Source organism: Spirochaetae bacterium HGW-Spirochaetae-1 (assembly GCA_002839375.1).
Classification (GTDB): domain Bacteria; phylum Spirochaetota; class UBA4802; order UBA4802; family UBA5550; genus PGXY01.
The window spans coordinates 201545-224176 of sequence record PGXY01000001.1; the positions used below are offsets into that span (position 1 = coordinate 201545).

At 43.4% G+C, this 22632-nt stretch carries 17 protein-coding genes, 2 tRNA genes and 2 rRNA genes; 13 read left to right on the plus strand and 8 right to left on the minus strand.

All coding sequences use genetic code 11. From position 1 onward, the window contains the following. Positions 1 to 17 precede the first annotated feature (17 nt). On the minus strand, positions 18 to 1031 hold the full coding sequence (locus CVV44_00890; protein PKL41224.1) for a hypothetical protein: 1014 nt from the start codon (positions 1029 to 1031) through the stop codon (positions 18 to 20). Between the two features lie 367 nt (positions 1032 to 1398). On the opposite strand from CVV44_00890, the gene CVV44_00895 reads away from it, so the two are divergent. Then, positions 1399 to 1980, plus strand: coding sequence for a hypothetical protein (locus tag CVV44_00895; protein PKL41225.1), 582 nt, complete (start codon positions 1399 to 1401; stop codon positions 1978 to 1980). A gap of 86 nt (positions 1981 to 2066) precedes the next feature. On the opposite strand, the gene CVV44_00900 is transcribed toward CVV44_00895, so the two are convergent. Continuing rightward, entirely contained in the window at positions 2067 to 2900 is an 834-nt protein-coding gene (locus CVV44_00900; protein ID PKL41226.1) for a phosphate ABC transporter substrate-binding protein, read from the minus strand. A 321-nt stretch (positions 2901 to 3221) separates the two neighbouring features. Between CVV44_00900 and CVV44_00905 the strand changes: the two genes are divergently transcribed. The 6 genes from CVV44_00905 (at position 3222) to pstA (ending at position 9010) form a co-directional block, all read left to right on the plus strand. Continuing rightward, complete coding sequence (locus CVV44_00905) at positions 3222 to 3986, plus strand: phosphate ABC transporter ATP-binding protein (GenBank protein PKL41440.1); 765 nt, start codon at positions 3222 to 3224, stop codon at positions 3984 to 3986. A 62-nt stretch (positions 3987 to 4048) separates the two neighbouring features. After that, positions 4049 to 4702: a phosphate transport system regulatory protein PhoU gene (gene phoU, locus CVV44_00910; GenBank protein ID PKL41227.1), complete on the plus strand. Its 654-nt coding sequence runs from the start codon at positions 4049 to 4051 to the stop codon at positions 4700 to 4702. A gap of 34 nt (positions 4703 to 4736) precedes the next feature. After that, positions 4737 to 5432, plus strand: coding sequence for a DNA-binding response regulator (locus tag CVV44_00915; GenBank protein PKL41228.1), 696 nt, complete (start codon positions 4737 to 4739; stop codon positions 5430 to 5432). A gap of 8 nt (positions 5433 to 5440) precedes the next feature. Next, complete coding sequence (locus CVV44_00920; GenBank protein PKL41229.1) at positions 5441 to 7171, plus strand: hypothetical protein; 1731 nt, start codon at positions 5441 to 5443, stop codon at positions 7169 to 7171. A gap of 36 nt (positions 7172 to 7207) precedes the next feature. Continuing rightward, a complete protein-coding gene (pstC, locus tag CVV44_00925; protein ID PKL41230.1) occupies positions 7208 to 8134 on the plus strand; it encodes a phosphate ABC transporter permease subunit PstC in 927 nt (308 codons plus the stop codon). 15 nt (positions 8135 to 8149) lie between these two features. Next, a complete protein-coding gene (pstA, locus tag CVV44_00930) occupies positions 8150 to 9010 on the plus strand; it encodes a phosphate ABC transporter, permease protein PstA (protein PKL41231.1) in 861 nt (286 codons plus the stop codon). A 21-nt stretch (positions 9011 to 9031) separates the two neighbouring features. On the opposite strand, the gene CVV44_00935 is transcribed toward pstA, so the two are convergent. Then, positions 9032 to 9970, minus strand: coding sequence for a 2-dehydropantoate 2-reductase (locus tag CVV44_00935; protein ID PKL41232.1), 939 nt, complete (start codon positions 9968 to 9970; stop codon positions 9032 to 9034). Positions 9971 to 10374: 404 nt separating this feature from the next. Here CVV44_00935 and CVV44_00940 point away from each other — a divergent pair, with 404 nt between their 5' ends. The 5 genes from CVV44_00940 (at position 10375) to CVV44_00960 (ending at position 16267) form a co-directional block, all read left to right on the plus strand. Continuing rightward, complete coding sequence (locus tag CVV44_00940; GenBank protein ID PKL41233.1) at positions 10375 to 10758, plus strand: hypothetical protein; 384 nt, start codon at positions 10375 to 10377, stop codon at positions 10756 to 10758. A gap of 493 nt (positions 10759 to 11251) precedes the next feature. Then, positions 11252 to 12811 (plus strand): 16S ribosomal RNA (locus CVV44_00945). Positions 12812 to 12920: 109 nt separating this feature from the next. Continuing rightward, positions 12921 to 12994 (plus strand) — tRNA-Ile (locus CVV44_00950). A 40-nt stretch (positions 12995 to 13034) separates the two neighbouring features. Continuing rightward, positions 13035 to 13107, plus strand: a tRNA-Ala gene (locus CVV44_00955). Positions 13108 to 13257: 150 nt separating this feature from the next. Further along, a 23S ribosomal RNA gene (locus CVV44_00960) occupies positions 13258 to 16267 on the plus strand. Together the 16S and 23S rRNA genes with 2 tRNA genes alongside form the textbook arrangement of a ribosomal RNA operon. Before the next feature lie 138 nt (positions 16268 to 16405). Here CVV44_00960 and CVV44_00965 read toward each other — a convergent pair. Together CVV44_00965 and CVV44_00970 are read right to left on the minus strand one after the other, a co-directional pair. After that, positions 16406 to 16768: a hypothetical protein gene (locus tag CVV44_00965; GenBank protein PKL41234.1), complete on the minus strand. Its 363-nt coding sequence runs from the start codon at positions 16766 to 16768 to the stop codon at positions 16406 to 16408. A gap of 83 nt (positions 16769 to 16851) precedes the next feature. Further along, a complete protein-coding gene (locus CVV44_00970; protein PKL41235.1) occupies positions 16852 to 18273 on the minus strand; it encodes a hypothetical protein in 1422 nt (473 codons plus the stop codon). A gap of 143 nt (positions 18274 to 18416) precedes the next feature. On the opposite strand from CVV44_00970, the gene CVV44_00975 reads away from it, so the two are divergent. Next, the gene (locus tag CVV44_00975; protein PKL41236.1) at positions 18417 to 19502 is read left to right on the plus strand and encodes a redox-regulated ATPase YchF; all 1086 of its coding nucleotides are present in this window, start codon (positions 18417 to 18419) and stop codon (positions 19500 to 19502) included. 22 nt (positions 19503 to 19524) lie between these two features. Here CVV44_00975 and CVV44_00980 read toward each other — a convergent pair whose 3' ends face one another. The 3 genes from CVV44_00980 to CVV44_00990 form a co-directional block, all read right to left on the minus strand. Continuing rightward, entirely contained in the window at positions 19525 to 20403 is an 879-nt protein-coding gene (locus CVV44_00980; protein PKL41237.1) for a hypothetical protein, read from the minus strand. A 49-nt stretch (positions 20404 to 20452) separates the two neighbouring features. After that, a complete protein-coding gene (locus CVV44_00985; protein ID PKL41238.1) occupies positions 20453 to 22018 on the minus strand; it encodes a B12-binding domain-containing radical SAM protein in 1566 nt (521 codons plus the stop codon). A 72-nt stretch (positions 22019 to 22090) separates the two neighbouring features. Next, on the minus strand, positions 22091 to 22624 hold the full coding sequence (locus tag CVV44_00990; GenBank protein ID PKL41239.1) for a nitroreductase family protein: 534 nt from the start codon (positions 22622 to 22624) through the stop codon (positions 22091 to 22093). Between the last annotated feature and the right edge of the window lie 8 nt (positions 22625 to 22632).

Sequence of the window (22632 nt, forward strand, 5' to 3'; positions counted from 1 at the left end):
AATGCCATAAATATGAATTATTGCATTATGCGGTTAAGGTATGGAATGGGGTCAACAAATTCTGTTCCAATGCGGATCTGGTAGTAGCATATATATCTGGTAGTGTTCCCTGTTCTTCCCACATAGCCTATAATTTCACCTTTGGACACATTCTGTCCCGACTCAACGGAAACACGCTGGCAATGGGAATAGGAGGTTACAAAACCGTATTTATGTTTGATGGATATCGTGAGACCCAGGATGGGATCCCAGCGTATATCATCAACTTTGCCCGGGGCAGTTGCGCGGATTTCCGTTCCGGGAAACGCCTCTATATCGATTCCACGGTGGAATTCCGGTTTAAAGGTGTAGGGTGAACTGCGCTGACCGTACCGGCTTATTATGTAGCCGCTGGTTGGCCAGACCGAAGGCGTGTTTTCGATAATTTTTTTTCGGTATTTAAGAAATTTTTTGATCTGAACCAGTAAATCCTTGGTTGTTTTAAGCTCCCGCTCCACTTCCTGGATGTTGAGAATTTCAATCGGGGGGGATATTTCCTCGGCACTTTCATCGGCAGGTCCCGGATTTGGAATGCCGCCCTTTGCCCAGAGTGAATCTATATCACTTCCCGGAGTGAGTGAATACAGATGAGTAATCTCGGGCTTGAATTTCTGAAATATGGTGTACAGCTTGTTTATTTCATCTTTGTATTTTTGTATCTGGATTTTTGAATTAGTCCCGTATTTTTTCAGCTTTGATACTTCTTTAATGGTGGATGAATGATTGATAATGAAAAAAGAAGTCACCACTATTGTTGTGGCTACGATGCCGACAAAGAAGGATATGGTGAATATGGAAACATGAAAATTTATAATCTTTTTTTCTGTATGCGGGATAAACATAACAGTTATTTTTTCCCGCCCTTTTAAGACAAATCTTCGCCATTTCTCTTTTAGCGACGCAACGATATCACCAAAATGATCAGATAAAAACTGAGTAATATTTTGTTGTAAATCGTTTAGATTAGAATCTTTAAATGGATTTACTGCCATTTTCTGCCTTATATAAGTGTATACTTATTTTCTTGATTTAAATTTATTGAAAGAACTGAATTAGTTTTTTTTGAAAAAGACCGCTTTAACAGGGTATAATAACTTTGAGCTAAAAAGTTATTCTGATTAAAATATTAATAATCCGGTACCAAAAGATAGAAAAAAAAAACTAAAAATTACTATAACCTTGTTTATGTAAATTATCGGCATGTAAATGTCAAGTCTATTCTATTTTCTTAACAAATATTAGATAACGCCATACATTTTTACCTTGACTTTTACTCTAATTTTATCATCAAATTAGACATTAATCTTATGGGCAAAATGCAGAATCATTAGAAATTACAGAATATTCAGGAATAGGTCAATGGAAAACAGGAAAAAGTATGTCATAGATAAGAATTTCCAGTACAGGGTCACCTTTAAAATACTGGCACTCATATTATTCCTCGTGGGGATAATAACGATCGGCATTGGCATCCACGCCACAAACAATAACAACACCCTTAAAAAGACCGTATCCAAGCTACAGGACACGATTACGGACCAGAATCATATTATTCAGGCCATGAAGGAATATCCTGAATTTGCAAAACTGAAGGAACGACGGATCGCCTCACAGATAATATCCAGCAATCTTGATGAAAATGTAGATCTCATGCATGCTAACGTTGCGTATATTCAGGGAATCATCAGAATGAACAATCTTATAATAATTTTTATTTTGATATTCGTCATCATACAGAGCGTTATTCTCTATGTTTACCTTATTAGAAAAACAAACACCATATCAGGGCCTGTTTTTGCCATGAACAGGCATATACAGAAAATATTGAATGGTGAAAACTCCGAGATAAGCTCCCTGAGGAAAAATGATGAATTTAAGGAACTTTTTGACAGCCTGAGTGAACTTACGGCCCGGTATGGGGAATTAAAGACAAAAAAATAGGATATTCTAGTATCCATCAAACAAATAATAAAAAGGCCCGCGGTAAGCGGGCTTTTTTATTATTTGAAGTGTGTAATATTTTCTTCTTACATGAGGGGGATAAAACCGGCCTCTTTTACCAGTTTTTGCCCATCGGCTCCGATCAGATAATTGACAAAATCCATGGCTTCTTTAGATATCTTTGCTTCGTTAATATACATGTAGAGTTTTCTTGAAATTGGAAATTTTCCTGATTTACCATTTTCAATGGTGCCTTCAACGTTATTAACCATAACAGAGTTCATGCCGTCTGAAAGATAGCCATACCCGATATAACCAATGGCTTTAGGATTACCCGCTATTGAACTGGCAACGGCACCATTTGATGCCTGGAGCAGGGCGTCTTTGCGCACGTCGGTTTTATTCATGATCTTCGATTCCCAGACCTCGTAGGTGCCGGAACTGGTATCCCTGGAGATTACCACAATAGTTGCATCTTTTCCGCCCACTTCCTTCCAGTTTTTAATTGAGCCGTCGTAAATAGCCTTCAGCTGATCAGTGGTCAGAGTTTTGACCGGGTTTGACGGGTGTACTACGGGAATGATCATGTCATAGGCCACTGTGATCTCTTTAACCTTAACACCGTTTTCTCGTGCCGATTTTAATTCCTTCTCTTTCATTTCCCGCGAAGAATTGCCGATGTCGCAGGTTCCATCGATGATTGCCTTGATCCCGTTCCCGGAACCGCTGCCTTCAATAGAGATGGATATTTTATTGGTTTTCCTGTATTCTTCAGCGGCCTTCTGTGTAATGGGAAGTACGGTTGTTGATCCCTTGATAACGATCTTGCCGCCGCTGTTTTTTGAACAGCCGAAAAAGAATACCGGAGCAATTGTGATTACAGCAATCACTGTAATGATTTTAGAGAATTTACTTTTCATGGAATGTGAGCCTCCTTTTTAAATAGTAATTAATTGTAATTTCTTATCAGCTAAGTAAATTTAATGAAAAGCTACGGGGAAAATATTAAGATTATATAAAGAAAGCCTTTAGATTCTATAAATAAAACAATTTTTATTTATTTATTGGGGTAATACCTGATATAATGAAATTATATAAGAGACGGTGAGCTGATTCAAGGGAACTTAACAAAATCTTTATAAAATATTTATAATTCTCTCATGTATATGTTAGATTTTTAATTTGTTGAAAATGTGTAAATACTATGTTAAAACATGATTAAAACAAAAGTGAGCAATCCCATGGATACTGAAAAAGAAAAAATTCGCGCTGAAAAACTGACATTTTATTATGGCAGCAATGCGGCGATTAAAAATATTTCCCTCATGGTGGAAAAGAACAGCGTTATGGCCCTCATAGGACCTTCGGGCTGCGGGAAGTCGACATTTTTACGATGCATTAACAGAATGAACGACATCATTCCCAATACGCATGTCGATGGAGATATCTTTATAGATGGGGAGCCCATATTTAACGCGCGGTATGATGTTACCACTTTACGGAGGCGCGTGGGTATGGTTTTCCAGAAGTCAAACCCCTTTCCAAAATCAATCTATGAAAATATAGCTTATGGGCTGCGAATAAACGGCGTCCGGGATAAATATGAGATCGATAGTACAGTGGAGAGCTCTTTAAAAAGCACGGCTCTGTGGGATGAAGTTAAGGATCGTCTTCATGATTCAGCCCTGGGCCTCAGTGGTGGCCAGCAGCAGCGTCTCTGTATAGCCAGAACAATCGCTGTTAAGCCCGAGGTTATTCTCATGGATGAGCCGGCATCGGCCCTGGATCCGATCTCAACACAGAAAATCGAGGAACTGATTCAGGACCTGAAGGCGAAGTTTACCATTATCATCGTGACGCATAATATGCAGCAGGCTGCCAGGGTAAGTGATTATACGGCATTCTTTTATCTTGGTGATTTAATTGAAGTCAATACAACGGAAAAGATTTTTACCAACCCCGATCTGGAAATGACGGAAAACTATATCACGGGGAAATTCGGTTGATATATATCATCAATAATACCAATATTTCGATGCAGGTAAAATAACTCAACGAGGAGGCATCCATGGCGACGTATCTGGAACAGGAACTTGGCAATATTAAATTGAAAATATATGAGATGGCAGACCAGGCCATTGAAGCCATCTCAGACTCTGTTGACGCATTGAAAAATTCCAACCTGGAACTCGCTCAGAAGGTGATACAGGATGATACGATCCTGGACCGGCTTGAGATTGAGCTCGATGATGAATGCATCAAGGTGCTGGTAACGCGCCAGCCGGCTGCCGTTGATCTGCGGTTTATCCTCGCCATGCTGAAAATAAATACAGACCTGGAGAGAATGGGTGACCTGGCGACGAATATCGCCAAGGAGACGATCCGGCTTGACGGGAAGCCGCAGGTAAAACCCCTGATGGACATACCGCGTATGGCGGCGATCGGCATTGAGATGATCAAGGGCGCCTTTCAGTCGATTACCGATAAGAATGTGGATATGGCCAGGGAAGTCATAAAACGTGACAGCGAAATCGATGAGCTCAATATTCAGGTGTACCGGGAACTTTTTTCATATATGGCGGAAAACCCCCGAATCATGTCTCAGTCCCTCGGCCTTATAATGGTTTCAAAAGCGCTGGAGAGGATAGGTGATCATGCTACTAATATCGCCGAGAGGGCCATATATTACATTAAGGGCGTCGATATACGACACGCCGATTGATATATCATATTGACTATCAGGAAGTGCCGCAAAGATGACCAGAAAAAAAATATTTGTAGTCGATGACGAAAAGGATATCCGCGATATCCTGTCCATCAATCTTGGCAGGGAAGGATACCAGGTAGAATCATACCCCTCCGGAGAAGAAGCGCTGAAGGCTTTGAAGAAACAGGATGCTCCTGATCTCATTATTCTCGATATCATGATGGAAGGGATCGACGGGTACGAGTTCTGCAAGCAGATAAAGGCGTCAAAAGAATTCCGTCATATTCCCGTTATATTTCTTTCGGCAAAAGGGGAGGAGTTTGACAAGGTCCTGGGACTGGAGCTGGGAGCCGACGACTACATTGAAAAACCCTTCGGCATCAAGGAGCTAAAATCAAGGGTCAAAGTGGTGCTGCGTCGCACCACTATTGCCGGCGATAATGGAACTGAAAACCGGGTGTACAGCTATAAGGGGGTCCTTCTTAATCCAGACCACTATGAATTGAAGGTCGACGACAATGATGTCAAATTAACAAAGACCGAGTTTGAAATCCTTGGACTGTTCATGAGAAACCCGGGAAAAATTTTCAGCAGGGACAATATCATCGACAGTATTAAAGGACATGACGTGTACGTGGTGGACAGAACTATTGATGTCCATATCATGAACCTGAGAAGAAAACTGGGTGCTTATAAGAATATTATAACGACTTTTTCCGGTGTCGGATATGGCTTCAAGGAATAACGCCTGTTATGAAAAAGAAAATCGGAAATAGAATAATAGTATCATTTTCATTGCTCATCGGCATTCTTATATTTTTTCTGCTCCTGTTTTTCAATGATCTTGTGCGCGAGACCCATATGTCAATTATCAAACAGGAAGCGGAGGAGAAAATAAGATTTATTGAACTGGTTTTAAAGGATAAAAACCGTGATCGTGGTTATGCTGCTGTTCCCGACATTGATTTCCTTAGAAAGGTTTCCGGTATAATAGGTCTGAGAATAACCATCGTTGATTTCAACGGAAGTGTTCTCGCCGATTCTGATATAAATAATGTTTCGTCCATGGATAATCACCAGTATCGGATAGAAGTAAAGGAGGCTATGGCGAGCGGTACGGGCAGTTCTATACGATACAGCAACACCTTAAAAATAGACATGTTTTATTATGCCCATAAAAGTGATAAGTATATCATCAGGCTGGCAAAGCCACTGTATATTGTTGAGGAAAAAATCCAAAAAATACGTAAATTCATTGTGTTTTCAGGGATTTTTATCATTTTCACTTCTATTATCATCATCATTTACATTTCGAAAAGAATTACAAATCCAATAAATGAAACAATGAATTTTGCCAGGGATTTTTCTCATGGCGACTATACACGAAGGATCATGAATTACAGCGATGATGAGATCGGCAATCTCCAGAAATCTCTGAACAGGCTGGCCGACACCATTGTGGGAAAAATTGACAGCCTTATTTTTGAACAGAACAAGCTTAAGATAACACTGGAAAATATCAGCGATGGCATTGCCGTCATCGGTGATGACAAACGGATTCTCATTTCAAACAAGGCGTTTAACGCTCTTTTCGATATTAATAATGATGTTTCGGAAAAACTTTATTTTGAAGTTATACGAAGTCGTACTTTAAATATAAAGATAGAGTATGTTCTGGCACGGGGACAATCAGCTTCCTTCGAGGAAAAACTCATCAGCGGCAAAGTATGCGAGGTGAGTATAAATCCCATAATGGAACATGATACACTGCAGGGAATACTGGTAGTACTCCGTGATGTAACTGAAAAGAAAAAGATCGAACAGATGAAAACCGATCTGGTGGGCAACATGTCCCATGAATTGAAAACGCCGATAGCCATCATGCGGGGATACCTGGAAACCATCGACGAACATTATAATGACGAGAAAATGTGCAGAGACCTGATAGGGAAAGCCATTGACAGTGCCGAAAGGCAAAATTCCATCATCAATGATATCCTGAAATTAAATCTTCTCGAAACTTCACATGAATTCATCGATGAAGAGATCAACCTCGGGGGAATAATCAACAACTGTATACATCTGCTGCAGCCAAAGGCATCAAAGAAAAACATCACCATTGAGAAATCAACGGATATTCTGGATACGGTAATAAGAAGCAACCGGTTTCTTGCCGAAGAGATATTTTTTAATCTCATTGATAATGCCATTAATTATAACAGGGAATCGGGAAAAATTTCCATACATGCCCGTGAAGAGAAGGGGAAAATATTAATTTATATAGAGGATACTGGTATAGGTATTCCCGAGGAATCTATCCCGCGTGTTTTTGAGCGATTCTACCGTGTCGATAAGAGCAGATCGCGCGCCACGGGAGGAACGGGTCTCGGACTGTCTATAGTAAAACATGCCGCTGAAATTCTGGGATGGGACATGAGTGTAGCTTCATCAAAAAAAGGATCAATTTTTACTATTGAAATTTAAAAATCATTTCAAAGATACAAGAGAGTTGACACTGAAATGGCAAAACTACAAGACAAGATAAAACTAAAAGAGAGAGTTAACGTTCATAGCAGTATTATATATAACTATATAATTGAGAAGTTTTTTCTGCTGATTGCTCTGAGCTGTCTTCTTATTTTACTCCTGATTATGCTTTTCCTGTTCAGGGAGGGGCTGCCTATTTTTAAAGTGATAACCATATCGGATTTTCTTACGGGAAATGAATGGTATCCAACCAGTGAAATTCCACGATACGGGATACTGCCTCTTATCGTAGCCTCGGTATCTGTAACGATACTGGCGTCAATCATAGCCGTTCCTCTCAGTCTCGCCATCGCTATATATCTCTCTGAGATGGCCCGGTCGCAGGTGAGGGAAGTCATGAAGCCAACCATAGAGCTGATAGCCTCCATACCCTCGGTCATTATCGGCTTTTTCGGCATGGTGGTGGTGGCGCCTTTTCTTCAGAAACATTTCGATATTGACACGGGGTTGAATCTTTTCAATGCCGCGGTCATGCTGGCCTTTATGGCTATTCCCACTATCGCCAGCATCTCAGAAGACGCTATATCCTCGGTGCCTGTTTCACTGAAAGAAGCATCCTATGCCCTGGGTGCCAACAGGTGGCAGACCATTTATCATATCACGCTTCCCGCGGCTCTTTCAGGTATATGGACAGCCATAATCCTTGGTGTATCCCGGGTGATCGGAGAGACCATGGTGGTGCTCATGGTGGCAGGAGGAGCAGCTGTAATCCCCGGGTCCATATTTGATCCCATAAGGCCTCTCACGTCCAATATCGCGGCTGAGATGGCCGAAGCTGAAGTAGGGGGGAATCATTATCATGCTCTTTTTGCCGTGGGGATCGTTCTGTTTTTCATTACCTTTGGTTTCAATATAATCGCCGACTATCTTTCAAATAAATACAAGTTCAAGACAAACTGATAACCGGACAATACGATGAAGAATTTAAAAAAGAATGATATTATTCAAAATGGCATTTTTATTCTGATCAGGATGCTATCCTTTTCTGTGATACTATTTTTACTGTTCATACTGGGATATATTATAAAAAGCGGGTTCTCTGCACTTTCATGGGAATTCATTACGGAAATGCCCCGCGATGAAATGACCAAGGGTGGAATTTTCCCGGCAATTGTCGGAACGTTCTATCTTATGGTAGGGGCATCAGTCGTATCGATTCCCGTGGGCATCATTACGGCCATATACCTGACGGAGTATGCGGCAAGTCCCCGTGTGGTGAAAATAATCCGCCTGGGCATCAATAATCTGGCAGGGGTTCCTTCTGTGGTATTCGGCCTCTTCGGTCTGAGCCTGTTTGTTGTATTTTTTAATTTTGGCACCTCTATACTGGCCGGTTCGCTTACCCTGGGGGTTCTTAATCTGCCCGTAATCATCAGATCCACCGAGGAGGCCCTCATGGTCGTTCCCATGACCTACAGGGAGGCCTCCCTGTCGCTGGGAGCGACGAAGTGGCAGACTATCCATAAGATCGTTATTCCCAATGCACTTCCCGGCATCCTGACGGGTGTCATGCTCTCGCTGGGGCGTGCCGCTGGTGAAACGGCTCCCATCATGTTCACCGCCGCTGCATTTTTCAGTCCCGATCTTGCCACTTCAGTTTATGACGAGATAATGGCCCTGCCATACCATATCTATGTTCTGGCAACAGCAGGAACGCACATACAGGAAACCAGACCCCTTCAGTACGGGACGGCAATTGTACTGATAGCGCTTGTTCTGCTCCTGAATATGACGGCGCTGATCATGAGATCACGTTTCAGAAACCGTATGCAATGACGAAAGTAAAAATTTATAATGTCACGTATTCCCAATATTTTTGCTGTTAATCAGGGAAAGCAGGCCGTAGAGGCTTTCAATGTGGGGGACGTTGATATTTTTTTCTTTTGCAATTCTCATTGCATTTCCCAGAATTGCCTCAACTTCCATGGGCCGTTTGTTCTCATAATCCAGGAGCATGCTGGTTTTATAGGGAGTCATGACAGCGGTGTCGTCGAGGTTTTTAGTGATAAAAGCCTGGGGAATGTGGTGTCCCGTTGCTTCGGCAAGCTGCACAACCTCCTCCATTATCTTACGCGCTAGTATCAGGCTGGCTTCTGATCCCATCATTTCCTGTGTATTGGCCCCGCCGGCCAGCACTGACATGGGATTGAACGGTGCGTTCCAGATCAGTTTTTTCCAGCGGGCCGTGATGATATCCGTATCAAGCTGACACTGTATGCCCGATTTTACGAAAAGCTCGTTCAATGAAGATGTCTTTTTCGAAGTTCCCGAGGGATAATGTCCGATAACAAGCCGACCGTAGTCCTGATGATGGACTATGCCGGGCTGTTCCCTGCTGACACAGATAAATGCCAGAGCGCTTATTATTTCATTGTCGGGAAAAACAGCTGCTACAGGTTTTTCTATATCGATACCATTCTGAAGAAGTATAATCGAGGTATCTTTGCCTACCCTGGGAGCTATCATATCGGTGATATTTATTTCCGGTAAAACCTTTGTGGCGACCATGATATAATCAGGCACAAGGCTGTAATCGTTGATATCTTTAATGACCTCATCGGGCATAAAATTGAAATCACCGAGTATGCTTTTTACTGTTATGCCATTTTTTTTAATCGCTGAGTAATCAGACCGGCAGACGGCCGATATACGGGCACCGGCCTGCCATAATTTTCCCGAATAGTAGCTGCCGACTGCACCGGTGCCGATGAGCAGTATTGATGGATTTTCGATCATATAATTACCCTCATTTTTTTGTATGTACAATCATTTGTGGACACTTCTAATGAACGCTATTTACTATAATTCTGAAATTATACATATCATGGTTTCATTAGATATTGTGTCTATAAAGGGATATCATTTTAATATTTACTGGAGAAACCTTTGTAAGGTTTATAACCGTTTATTTCAAAGTAAAATTTTATATACTCATTTATTTTGTCAATTAGCTTTACAGGGAACATATCCCCATATTATTAAATACTCAAGGAATCTAAAGAGAGCCAAAGTAAAGGTAATTAACTTGACTTCGGTAATGGCATGATTAATTTTGATAAATCCCGGTTTTTATGGGGGTTGAGTGTTTTAGCTCAAGACATCAATTAGTCGTTAATTTGCGATTCGAGGAGGATTGTAACGTGGAATGGTGGCATTTATATATCATATTGGGTGTTGTCGCAGCAGGTGCCGGCGTCGGATTTTATTTTCTCAGGAAAAATTTAAAGCAGAAGGTAAACGATCAACAGTCTCTGGTAAATCAGCATAAGGTTGCAACTTCAATTCTCGTTCTTGAAAAGAGAAAAGACCGGGTTACCAATGCAAATATGCCAAAATCAGTTATTGATCAAATACCAAAAATCTATAAAATAAGAAAAGTACCTCTGGTAAAAGCAAAAATTGGACCACAGGTTATGGATTTGCTTTGTGACGAGGCTGTTTTTGAAAAACTTCCATTACGTAAAACAGTGCGTGTTGATCTGGCGGGAATTTATATTGCCGCTATAAAGCCAGGAAAAAAGTAGGTATTCCTTAACACATAAGAAATTATGTGATCAGAATTTAATAATTTTTTTGATTTTTATGCAATTTATAATTATTTTTAATTTGTGAAAATAATTAATGTTGACAGAATTGATCTTAAAAAATAATGTCCCATTCATTCGTTCAGCAGCCGAACGGAAACGGAAAAAAAAGATTTAAAAAATTAAAAATTAAATCTTAAAATGATTGACAAAAAAACGGCTGTTGAATATATGTTCTAACCACCTGCTGCTAATAGCAGCGGACAACTTCAAGGCATTTTGATAACTACTGATTTTGTTTCCGGTAAAGTGTCAGAATCTCCATTAAGTAATTGATAGAATTTCTCAAGGGAAAACCTGTTAATTATAGGGAGATTTTTTTTGTCTTGTTGAGTGAAAATAGCTCTTTGAAAACTGAGTAGTATAAAGTAAGACAATAGTGTTGGTTTTTGATCAATTAAGTTTGAATTCAATTATCTGTAATAGATAGTAGTTATTACGGAGAGTTTGATTCTGGCTCAGAACGAACGCTGGCGGCGCGTTTTAAACATGCAAGTCGAACGAGAACCTTGGTGCTTGCATTGAGGGGACAGTGGCGAACGGGTGAGTAACACGTGGATAATCTACCTCTAGGATGGGGACAACCACTGGAAACGGTGGCTAATACCAAATGATATGGTTATTACATAAGTAGTGATCATCAAAGGTGGGGACCTTCGGGCCTATCGCCTGGAGATGAGTCCGCGGCCCATTAGCTTGTTGGTGAGGTAAAAGCTCACCAAGGCGACGATGGGTAGCCGGCCTGAGAGGGTGAACGGCCACATTGGGACTGAGACACGGCCCAGACTCCTACGGGAGGCAGCAGTTAAGAATCTTGCGCAATGGGCGAAAGCCTGACGCAGCGACGCCGCGTGGACGATGAAGGCCTTCGGGTTGTAAAGTCCAATAAGCAGGGAAGAATAAGCAAAGGGTAATATTCTTTGCGATGACGGTACCTGTCTAAAGCCCCGGCTAACTACGTGCCAGCAGCCGCGGTAATACGTATGGGGCTAGCGTTGTTCGGAATTATTGGGCGTAAAGGGCGTCTAGGCGGGGAATTAAGTTAGGTGTGAAATCCAAGGGCTCAACCCATGAATTGCATCTAAAACTGATTCTCTTGAGTTCGGGAGAGGAGAGCGGAATTCCTGGTGTAGCGGTGAAATGCGTAGATATCAGGAGGAACACCGGTGGCGAAGGCGGCTCTCTGGCCTAGAACTGACGCTGAAGCGCGAAAGCGTGGGGAGCAAACGGGATTAGATACCCCGGTAGTCCACGCTGTAAACGTTGTATACTAGGTGTTAGTGACTTGTTCACTAGTGCCGACGCTAACGCATTAAGTATACCGCCTGGGGAGTACGACCGCAAGGTTGAAACTCAAAGAAATTGACGGGGGCCCGCACAAGCGGTGGAGCATGTGGTTTAATTCGATGATACGCGAAAAACCTTACCTGGGCTTGAACTGTACATGACAGGTGTAGAGATACACCCTTCTTCGGACATGTATAGAGGTGCTGCATGGTTGTCGTCAGCTCGTGTCGTGAGATGTTGGGTTAAGTCCCGCAACGAGCGCAACCCTTACTCCTTGTTGCCATCAGGTAATGCTGAGCACTCTAGGGGAACTGCCGGTGACAAACCGGAGGAAGGTGGGGATGACGTCAAATCATCACGGCCCTTATGTCCAGGGCTACACACGTGCTACAATGGCCGGTACAATGAGAAGCAAGACTGCGAAGTGGAGCAAATCTCAAAAAACCGGTCTCAGTTCGGATCGGAGTCTGCAACTCGACTCCGTGAAGTTGGAATCGCTAGTAATCGTGGATCAGCACGCCACGGTGAATACGTTCCCGGGCCTTGTACACACCGCCCGTCACACCACCCGAGTTGGCAGCACCCGAAGTAGCTGATCTAACCCGCAAGGGAGGAAGGTTCCTAAGGTGAAGCTGGTGAGGGGGGTGAAGTCGTAACAAGGTAGCCGTATCGGAAGGTGCGGCTGGATCACCTCCTTTAAAAGGAATGAAGAATTTTTTACACTATGTCCCATTATACTACTCAGTTTTGAAGGAGCTATTTAGCAATGTCAAAAAGGAAGTTGGTCTATAGGCCTTCAAAAAAAACATCTGAAAGGGCCTGTAGCTCAGATGGCTAGAGCGTACGACTGATAATCGTAAGGTCGGTGGTTCGATTCCACTCAGGCCCAATAAATAAAAATTAGAAAATGGTATAAGCAATAGTTGACCGGGGGTGTAGCTCAGTTGGGAGAGCAACTGCCTTGCACGCAGTAGGTCGTCAGTTCGAACCTGATCACCTCCAAATGGAAAAAGTTAATAACTTTTTCCTGACTCAGATCTTTTAAAACGGTTAAGCCTCGAAGATTATTCTAAAAGGTTTAACAATTTCATCGAGTAATACCAAAAATGGTGTTTAATCGAGCGTATTAAAGTCTATTGTTTACAGTAGATAAAATAATATGGTCAAGCGAATAAGGGCATACGGTGGATGCCTTGGCACTGGAAGGCGATGAAGGTCGTGGCAAGCTGCGATAAGCCTCGGTTAGGAGCAAGCATCCTTTGACCCGGGGATAACCGAATCGGAAAACCGATTCCGATAAAATCGGAATATCTGTCACTGAATACATAGGTGGCAGAGGCTAGACCAGGGGAATTGAAACATCTTAGTACCCTGAGGAAGAGAAAGTAAAAACGATTTCCTGAGTAGTGGCGAGCGAAAGGGAAACAGCCTAAACCGAATTCTATGTTACAGCCCAGGAGCGCTGTAGATTCGGGGTAATAGGATACAGACGGAGAACCTCCTGGAGTTCTCGGGAAGTCACAAAATTTTAACTTAGTTGAATTGACTGGAAAGAAAGCCATAGAGGGTGACAGCCCCGTAAGCGAAAAGTTAAAATCTTCCTGGTTTGTATTCCTGAGTAGCGCGGGACACGAGAAATCCTGTGTGAATTAACGAAGACCACTTCGTAAGGCTAAATACTCCCCAGTGACCGATAGTGGACAAGTACCGTGAGGGAAAGGTGAAAAGAACCCCGAGAGGGAAGTGAAATAGATCCTGAAACCGTATGCTTACAAGGTGTGGGAGGGCTATGCTTGCATGCCTGACCGCGTGCCTTTTGTAGAATGAGCCGGCGAGTTATTTTATGCAGCAAGGTTAAGTGATTGTAATCATGAAGCCGTAGCGAAAGCGAGTCTGAATAGGGCGATTAGTTGCATGGAATAGACCCGAAACCGAGTGATCTAGCCATGGCCAGGTTGAAGTCCCGGTAAAACGGGATGGAGGACCGAACCGGTGAATGTTGAAAAATTCTCGGATGAGCTGTGGCTAGGGGTGAAAGACCAAACAAACTCGGCAATAGCTGGTTCTCCTCGAAATAGCTTTAGGGCTAGCCTCGAGTGTTTAGTTACGGAGGTAGAGCACTGATTGGGCTAGGGGGTCCACAAACTTACCAAACCCAGATAAACTCCGAATGCCGTAACTTTAGAACTCGGGAGTCAGACTACGGGAGATAAGTTCCGTGGTCGAAAGGGAAACAGCCCAGACCAACAGCTAAGGTCCCCAAATGTATACTAAGTGAAAAAGGAGGTGGAGTTGCTTAGACAGCCAGGAGGTTGGCTTAGAAGCAGCAATCCTTTAAAGAGTGCGTAATAGCTCACTGGTCGAGTGACTCTGCGCCGAAAATGATTGGGGCTAAGTATACTACCGAAGCTTTGGATCCCGACTTGTCGGGATGGTAGAGGAGCGTTCCATACGGGCTGAAGGTCGATCGTGAGGACGACTGGACTGTATGGAAGTGAGAATGCCGGCATGAGTAACGAAAAAAGAAGTAAAAAACTTCTTCGCCGTAAGCCTAAGGTTTTCTGGGCAATGTTAATCATCTCAGAGTTAGTCGGCCCCTAAGGCGAGGCCGAAAGGCGTAGCCGATGGGAAGCAGGTTCATATTCCTGCACCACTTGATGGAGGTTATCGTGATGGAGTGACGCAGACAGATATGGACGCAGGGCGTTGGTTGCCCCTGTCCTTATGCGTAGGCCGGGATCCTGGAAAATCCGGATTCCACAAGGCTGAGGCTGTAGGGGAGTAATCCTTCGGGAGAGCGAAGGTTCTGATTCTATGCTGCCAAGAAAAACTTCTAAACGCGAAATCAAGTGACCGTACCGTAAACCGACACAGGTAGGCGGGGAGAGTATCCTAAGGCGCTCGAGAGAACTCTCGTTAAGGAACTCGGCAAAATGGTCCCGTAACTTAGGGAAAAGGGACGCCCCGGTAGTGTGAAATCCTTACGGATGGAGCACGAGGGGGCCGCAGTGAAACGGACCAAGCGACTGTTTACCAAAAACACAGGACTCTGCAAAATCGTAAGATGAAGTATAGGGTCTGACACCTGCCCGGTGCCGGAAGGTTAAGAGGAGGGGTTAGTCTTCGGACGAAGCTCTGAATTGAAGCCCCGGTAAACGGCGGCCGTAACTATGACGGTCCTAAGGTAGCGAAATTCCTTGTCGGGTAAGTTCCGACCTGCACGAATGGTGTAACGACTTGGTCACTGTCTCAACGGGAGACTCGGTGAAATTGTAATACTCGTGAAGATGCGGGTTACCTGCAGAAGGACGGAAAGACCCCGTGCACCTTTACTGCAACCTGACACTGTAGTTTGGTACAATATGTGTAGGATAGGTGGGAGACTATGAAACCGGGACGCCAGTCTTGGTGGAGTCAACCTTGAAATACCACCCTTATTGTATTGGACTACTAACCGGTACCCTTTGATCAGGGACTGGGACACTGTCTGGCGGGCAGTTTGACTGGGGCGGTCGCCTCCAAAAAAGTAACGGAGGCGCCCAAAGGTTCCCTCAGCACGGACGGAAATCGTGCGTAGAGTGTAAACGCATAAGGGAGCTTGACTGCGAGACCTACAAGTCGAGCAGGTACGAAAGTAGGGGTTAGTGATCCGGTGGTCCCGCGTGGAAGGGCCATCGCTCAACGGATAAAAGGTACGCCGGGGATAACAGGCTTATAGCGCCCAAGAGTTCAGATCGACGGCGCTGTTTGGCACCTCGATGTCGGCTCTTCGCATCCTGGGGCTGGAGAAGGTCCCAAGGGTTCGGCTGTTCGCCGATTAAAGCGGAACGCGAGCTGGGTTCAGAACGTCGTGAGACAGTTCGGTCCCTATCCTCTGCAGGCGTTGGAAATTTGAGGAGAGCTGTTCCTAGTACGAGAGGACCGGAATGGACGAACCTCTGGTGTACCAGTTGTCGTGCCAACGGCACAGCTGGGTAGCTAAGTTCGGAATGGATAACCGCTGAAAGCATCTAAGCGGGAAGCCAACTCCAAGATAAGATTTCCCTTGATCTTTAAGGTCACTGAAGACTCCTCGGAGACTACGAGGTTGATAGGCTGGAGGTACAAGCACAGTAATGTGTTAAGCCGACCAGTACTAATCAGTCGTGAGGCTTGACCATATTATAATTGACCCGAGCAATTGCTCGGGTCAATTCATTAATACGATACCAGTAAACACATTCATATAAAAAACCCAGGTTTATACCTGGGTTTTTTTTTCAGTATGCAATATCTTTTAATGAATTTTATACATCATCAATTAAGCCTTCATCATCATTTTTATTGTTCCGGTAAACCAGAGGGCAAGCTGCGCATCTCCTTCAAGTTTCAATATTCCGTTTTGCAGGGCTTTCATGGTTTCTTCGTTATTGCCGGATGCCATTATTTTGAATGCACTATCAGCATCTTTCCATATGAGAGAAACATTGGCATTAGTATCGTCACCCTTTTTGGATATTACGTCACCGTTTAAAAATGTGAAAAATCTTCCTCTTTTGCCATCAGCCGTTTTAATGACGAGGGTAAAGTTTTTTTCCTTAAGATGCTCTTTAAATTCCGCACTTTTTTTTGCCGCTTTTTGAATTTTAATTTTCAGAGCGTATAGAAGAAAAGAAAATTTCATAGAACAATCCTCCTGTTGCTATAATATAATTTATCATGAGTTTACCTGATAATGACCCATGACTGTGTAGCTTTAGATAAACATCACTGAGTTTCTTCAGGAATGGGAAAATCAATGGTGAAAGTAGTTCCTCCACTGCTGGTATCCAGTGTAACTTCAGCATTATGCTCCTTTATTATTTTACTGCAAATTGATAAACCAATGCCGGTGCCATGATTTCGCTTTTTACTGGTGAAAAAAGGAGACCATATCTTGGGAATGATATCCTTTGGAATTCCTATTCCATTATCTTTTATTATGAGACGGACCTTGTGATTATTGACAGATGTGGTAATTTTAATTAATCCCTCATGATCCGTATCGAGGTGCTTTTTTTCTATTATGGCATCCTTGGCATTAAGAACGAGATTTACAATAAGCTGTTCAATGGATATGGTATCGCCATATACACCCTGTATGTTTTCATGAAGATCGCAAAGAAGGTCTATATTGTTTTTTTTCAGTTGATGATGTATAAGGTCAATAGCTTCGAGTATGGAATTGTTCAGGTCGATAATTCTCATGGAAAAACCGCTTTTTTTGGAAAAATTCCTGATATGGTCAATGATTGTCGATGACTTATCAACAAGCGAGGAAATTCTTTGCAGCTCTGCTACGGCCTGGAGTTTGTCCAGTTCATCATAATTTATATCATCTATCATATTCTGTGCAATACCCTTGATGCCCGTTAGGGGTTGAGCCAGTTCATGGGCGATTCCCGTTGTCACTTCGGCAAGGCTGGCATGACGGCTTATCTGAAAAAGCTCGGTATCTTTTTCGGCAATTATCCGTCGGCACTGTTCGTTGCTTTGTTTCAAACGTGTAATCTGGTGTGTGAGTTTTTTGTTGAGTTCGTTGGAATTGTTGAGCTGCCTGATGAAACGGAGAAGTCTCTGTTGATATTCGATGGTCAGGATGTAGAAGGTAAGTATAACCAGCAGAGCCGGAGAGGTAATGAAGTGAATTGCATCGGAATTAAAGAAAGACAGGATGATATTAATGCAGGTAAGCATCTGCACGGCAATAAGGAATCGGGAAGATATATTCAGGTTAACGACGGAAAGTAGATATATAATATAGCCACAGAGCATCAAATGTAGAATAGAAAGAATTTTTATAGTATGGGCAGGAAATATGACCAGGATAAAAAGTGCTGATATAATGGCTATATAAGCAGGGAAAAGGCTGTAATCATCCAGGAGATTATATATATACAATATCATCCAGGTATATGTTATCGGAAGGATGAGAAGGCCCACCACCGCAACTGTGGGTATAGTTGTGAATTCATAAAAATTATTAAATAGCAGAAAATAGGGTATAATGAATAAAAACAAGGTTACACAGTTAAGCAGGATTAATTTTGCGATACGGATATTAAAGTACAGTATAGCGAGTATCATTATGACAATAGTAGCATAAAAAAGGATATTGACGGAAAATGTAAGAATACTCTGGATTAGCATTTCATTCGGGGGTATTTAATTTATTTTATACAACAATCAATGTTTATCCATGAATGTCAATTTATTAATTATAATGAATCTTTTTACTGCTTTACAATTAATTTTATCACCGATTTCATTGTACTATCAAGTGGAGGGAAAAAATGGGATTTAATTGTGGTGTAATCGGGCTTCCCAATGTGGGTAAATCTACAATTTTCAATGCCCTCTCCAGTGCCGGTGCACAGATGGCAAATTATCCTTTCTGCACTATTGAACCGAATCGGGGAATAGTCCCGGTACCGGATAAAAGATTGCAGGAAATCGGGAAAATTCTGGGTAAAAATGATCCCATTCCCACTAAAATTGAATTTATCGACGTGGCTGGACTGGTCAGGGGTGCCTCAAAAGGGGAAGGTCTGGGTAATACCTTTCTCGGTCATATCAGGCAGGTCGACGCGATTATCCATGTCGTACGCTGTTTCTCCGACGAGAATATAATTCATGTGACGGGAAATGTTGATCCTTTGCGGGATATCGAAATTATCAATACGGAGCTTATCCTTTCGGACATGGAAGTTCTGGAGCGCGCCGATGAGAAGATGCAGAAACAGACGCGCTCCGGGATAAAGGAGGCTTCACACAGGATATCGGTCATTGAACGTATGTTATCCCACCTGAATGAAGGAAAACTTCTGAAAAACCTGTCGCTGGAAGAAGAAGAAAAAAAAATTGCTGCCGAATTCGGATTGATTACCAATAAGCCGGTCCTTTATTGCGCCAATATCGCCGAAAATGAAATGCCCGACGATCATCTCAATAAGATTAGAGAGTTCGCCGATTCCGATCATTCCCGGTTTATCTATATCTGTGGAAAACTGGAAGAAGAAATTTCCGAACTTCCCGGTGATGAGAAAAGGGAATATCTCGAAGCCATGGGCCTGAAGGAATCGGGACTGGACAGGCTTATTGCCATCGGGTATGAGCTACTCGATCTCATATCCTTTTATTCAGCGGCCACAGATCTCCAGGCCTGGACGGTTCGGAGAGGCACGTCAGCTCCCAGGGCCGCGGGGAAAATTCACACGGATTTTGAGCGTGGTTTTATCCGGGCCGAGATCATGTCCTGGGAGGATCTTTTGAAATATGGATCAGAGCATGGCGTCAGAGATCATGGACTGCTGAGGTCCGAGGGAAAGGATTATATTATTGAAGATGGGGATATCGTACGGTTTCTTTTCAACGTGTGAGAGTGCATAATACAGGGCGTTCCTATTTTTCCACTTCCTTGTATATGGGGATGGAGCGCAGGCGTATGTTTTTCTCGGGGGATATGTTAAAAACGGCCATGACAGTGAAGGGGGGAGTAATCCGGGAAATTTCAGCCTGGAATTCAGTTTTCCCCGATTCCGTGATCTTGACGGGCAGCATGGTCCAGACTATGGCAACCCAGCTGTCTGCCTGGTCTTTCAGCAATTTTTCATTGGTGAAGGTAATATAATTTTTTGATCCTGCAATGGAAAAGCCCGGCTTACTGGAAATATCCTCGTGGTTTTTCAGAATGGCTATCTGGACGGCTGGATTGGGGAATTGCTCTATCGCTACCGCATTATCTTTCAGATTCAATCCCACAGTCATTTTTTTATCACCGGTACTGACTGCATACACAATAAATTCTTTTCCTTTCTGAGTAATCCTGTTTGTGCGGGGACTGGCGTTGTTGAAATACTGAAAACCGGTATAGCTCTCATACCGGTAGGGATAACTGACAATCTGCAGGCGCTGTTTTTCCAGCATATACTTGCCCGCTTTAAAGATAAGGGGGTAGATATCAAGGGTGTCACCATCACCGTTAAGATCGATGTTTAGCTGTGAGAAAAGAAAGTCCTGTTCATGAATCGAAGAGTCTTCAACTGTCCCATGAATTAAAATTTCTTCCGCTGGCATGAGAAATGAGGATTCTTCAAGAAACGACGATAATGAAGCGTCGTAGGAGATACGAAAGGAAAGCGTATAACTATTTGCGGATATTTTTTTCACGGTTATCTGGGACGTTTTGACATCGAGCGGTTCCAATGATATCAGGACCGGTGCGGAAAGTAATACTATCAGAAGAGCCATGAAAAAAACCGAGAATTTGCGTTGTTTCATAACGTGATCTTATCCTTTGTGCAATTGATAAAAAAGGAATACAGACCAATCATATCGTGGAAGACCACTGCAGACCGGTGTCTTCATGATAGACCAGGTATTTATTTTTAAAAAAATCTCTAATTTCCTTTTTCACTGTCGATTCGCTCAGTGATGTCAGGGGCGCGAGCCGGCTGACAAGTTCATCAACTAAGGCATTTTCATCACGATTTCTGTACCGGGGATCGCCGGTAATATTATTCTTTATGATCTCCCAAGCAACGGCTCGGGAAATAGTTACTTCGGCCACTACATCCAATTCATCGGACAGGTGGGTTCCCTTCTGGTATTCAGAAATAGCGCATTGTATATACGCGTCGAGGCTGTTGTTGAATTTTTTATATATGGCATCAATCTCCCCGCCGCTGATACCTGCGGGCTCACACACTGCCTGATTTGCGTCATATTTATCCCAGTCATCGTGGAAGATGCGTATGCCATATTCAGCACATTTATCCCGTACCTCCGTGCCGGGGAATGGGGATAGTATATGATATCCATATTGCGCGCCCAGTCCGCCGGCAAACTCCATGGTCTTTGTAACTGTTTCAGCGGTTTCACCGGGCAGACCGAGAATGTATGAGGCCAGTGGCAATATTCCCGCTTCCCGACACATGGCTACGGCCTTGCGGCACATTTCCAGCGTGGTTCTTTTCTTAACGGTATCGAGTATTTCCTGGTTTCCGCTTTCTATGCCGAAACAGAGCACTGTACAGCCGGCCTGATGGAGCGATGAAAGAAGTTCCCGGTCAATCGTATCAACACGTGCAAAGGCGCTCCAGCGCACTTTGATATTTCTGTTTATTATCTCGTTACATATTTCAGTACACCGTTTTTTGTGAGATGTGAAGAGATCATCGACTATATTGATCTGACGAAATCCCATACCGGCAAGCATCTGCAGCTCGTCCACAACGCGCTCTACGGAAAAATAGCGCACCTTGCCTCCCACCATGCGCCGTCCCACGCAGAAAATACATCGGTGAGGACAGCCCCGCGATGTCATCATTCCTATGGGCAGTCCAAGAGCCTTGTACTTGTTCAGATTGCATAAATGCCTGGCCGGGAAGGGCAGCGAATCGAGGTACTGGATGAATTCTCTCTCGCCGTTGTGTACTATCTCATTGCCTCGGCGGTATGATATCCCCGCAACCTTTTCAAGGTCTGAAGGACGGGACAGGGATTTGACCAGTTCCGTTGCCGTAACTTCCCCCTCTCCCCGGACAATAAAATCGATAAAAATATTTTCTGCGAGGATATTTTGCGCATCAAAGGTGGCATGGGGCCCGCCAAGGACAGTGGGTGTTTTTGGTGCTATATCGCGGCAGTCTTCCAGTATGGCAAGGGCTTTTTTGATATTCATGGTGACGCCCGTGGCGCCTATAAGATCGGGCTTATAATGATCGATGACGTTTTCTATGTATTCCCTGGTGTAGGGAGTGACAACGAAGTCTTCGATAATAACGTCAATATTGTTCTTGTTGAGATATGCGGCAAGAGACATGAGTCCGAAAGGAGGCGACGGTGATTCTTCCAGGGGATAGGGTGGATTTATCAATAAAAATTTTTTAGTCATTCGGTCCTTCAGCTTGTATAGGTCTTTGGCATCGGATGAACTTTATATGGATTTTGTATAAAAAATAGCAAGCTATTTTTGACGGGGTAGCTGATCTACGTAGGAGTTCAGCATGAGATCATCGAGATTTTTTCTGGCTGTTTTCGGTTCCTCTTCGGAATATCCCAGGGAGATGATCGCCATAAGTTCGTGCTGGATATCGATATTAAGAACCTGGCTCACCTCTTCCTTGCGGTTTAATATCTCGCCAAGCCAGACAGCTCCAACATGGAGCGATTCGGCTGCCAGGAGCATGTTCTGAATGCAGGCCCCGATGCTCATGATATCCTTGTCGCGGTTGTAGCCCGAGGGGATGTGGTAAAAAACGGCGATGCAGGTGTGGCAGGACCTGATTATTCTGCTGTATTTGGTCAGGCCGGCCAGTTTTTCCTTTATTTCACTGTTATTGATAATGCTGAATTTCCAGGGCTGATTATTGAGTCCTGAAGGTGCCCACCGTCCTGCCTCAAGAATGGCGTTTATTGTGTCAGAACTAAGGTCTGTGTCAGTATATCTCCGGCGGGACCGGCGGTTCTGGATGGTCAGGAGTACGGGATTGGTTTCCATGGATTGGC

What these genes read in the sequence shown, in the direction of transcription:
- CVV44_00890 (PKL41224.1), bottom strand. Translation starts at nt 1,031, where the DNA reads ATGGCAGTAAATCCATTTAAAGATTCTAATCTAAACGATTTACAACAA.
- CVV44_00895 (PKL41225.1), top strand. Translation starts at nt 1,399, where the DNA reads ATGGAAAACAGGAAAAAGTATGTCATAGATAAGAATTTCCAGTACAGG.
- CVV44_00900 (PKL41226.1), bottom strand. Translation starts at nt 2,900, where the DNA reads ATGAAAAGTAAATTCTCTAAAATCATTACAGTGATTGCTGTAATCACA.
- CVV44_00905 (PKL41440.1), top strand. Translation starts at nt 3,222, where the DNA reads ATGGATACTGAAAAAGAAAAAATTCGCGCTGAAAAACTGACATTTTAT.
- phoU (PKL41227.1), top strand. Translation starts at nt 4,049, where the DNA reads ATGGCGACGTATCTGGAACAGGAACTTGGCAATATTAAATTGAAAATA.
- CVV44_00915 (PKL41228.1), top strand. Translation starts at nt 4,737, where the DNA reads ATGACCAGAAAAAAAATATTTGTAGTCGATGACGAAAAGGATATCCGC.
- CVV44_00920 (PKL41229.1), top strand. Translation starts at nt 5,441, where the DNA reads ATGAAAAAGAAAATCGGAAATAGAATAATAGTATCATTTTCATTGCTC.
- pstC (PKL41230.1), top strand. Translation starts at nt 7,208, where the DNA reads ATGGCAAAACTACAAGACAAGATAAAACTAAAAGAGAGAGTTAACGTT.
- pstA (PKL41231.1), top strand. Translation starts at nt 8,150, where the DNA reads ATGAAGAATTTAAAAAAGAATGATATTATTCAAAATGGCATTTTTATT.
- CVV44_00935 (PKL41232.1), bottom strand. Translation starts at nt 9,970, where the DNA reads ATGATCGAAAATCCATCAATACTGCTCATCGGCACCGGTGCAGTCGGC.
- CVV44_00965 (PKL41234.1), bottom strand. Translation starts at nt 16,768, where the DNA reads ATGAAATTTTCTTTTCTTCTATACGCTCTGAAAATTAAAATTCAAAAA.
- CVV44_00970 (PKL41235.1), bottom strand. Translation starts at nt 18,273, where the DNA reads ATGCTAATCCAGAGTATTCTTACATTTTCCGTCAATATCCTTTTTTAT.
- CVV44_00975 (PKL41236.1), top strand. Translation starts at nt 18,417, where the DNA reads ATGGGATTTAATTGTGGTGTAATCGGGCTTCCCAATGTGGGTAAATCT.
- CVV44_00980 (PKL41237.1), bottom strand. Translation starts at nt 20,403, where the DNA reads ATGAAACAACGCAAATTCTCGGTTTTTTTCATGGCTCTTCTGATAGTA.
- CVV44_00985 (PKL41238.1), bottom strand. Translation starts at nt 22,018, where the DNA reads ATGACTAAAAAATTTTTATTGATAAATCCACCCTATCCCCTGGAAGAA.
- CVV44_00990 (PKL41239.1), bottom strand. Translation starts at nt 22,624, where the DNA reads ATGGAAACCAATCCCGTACTCCTGACCATCCAGAACCGCCGGTCCCGC.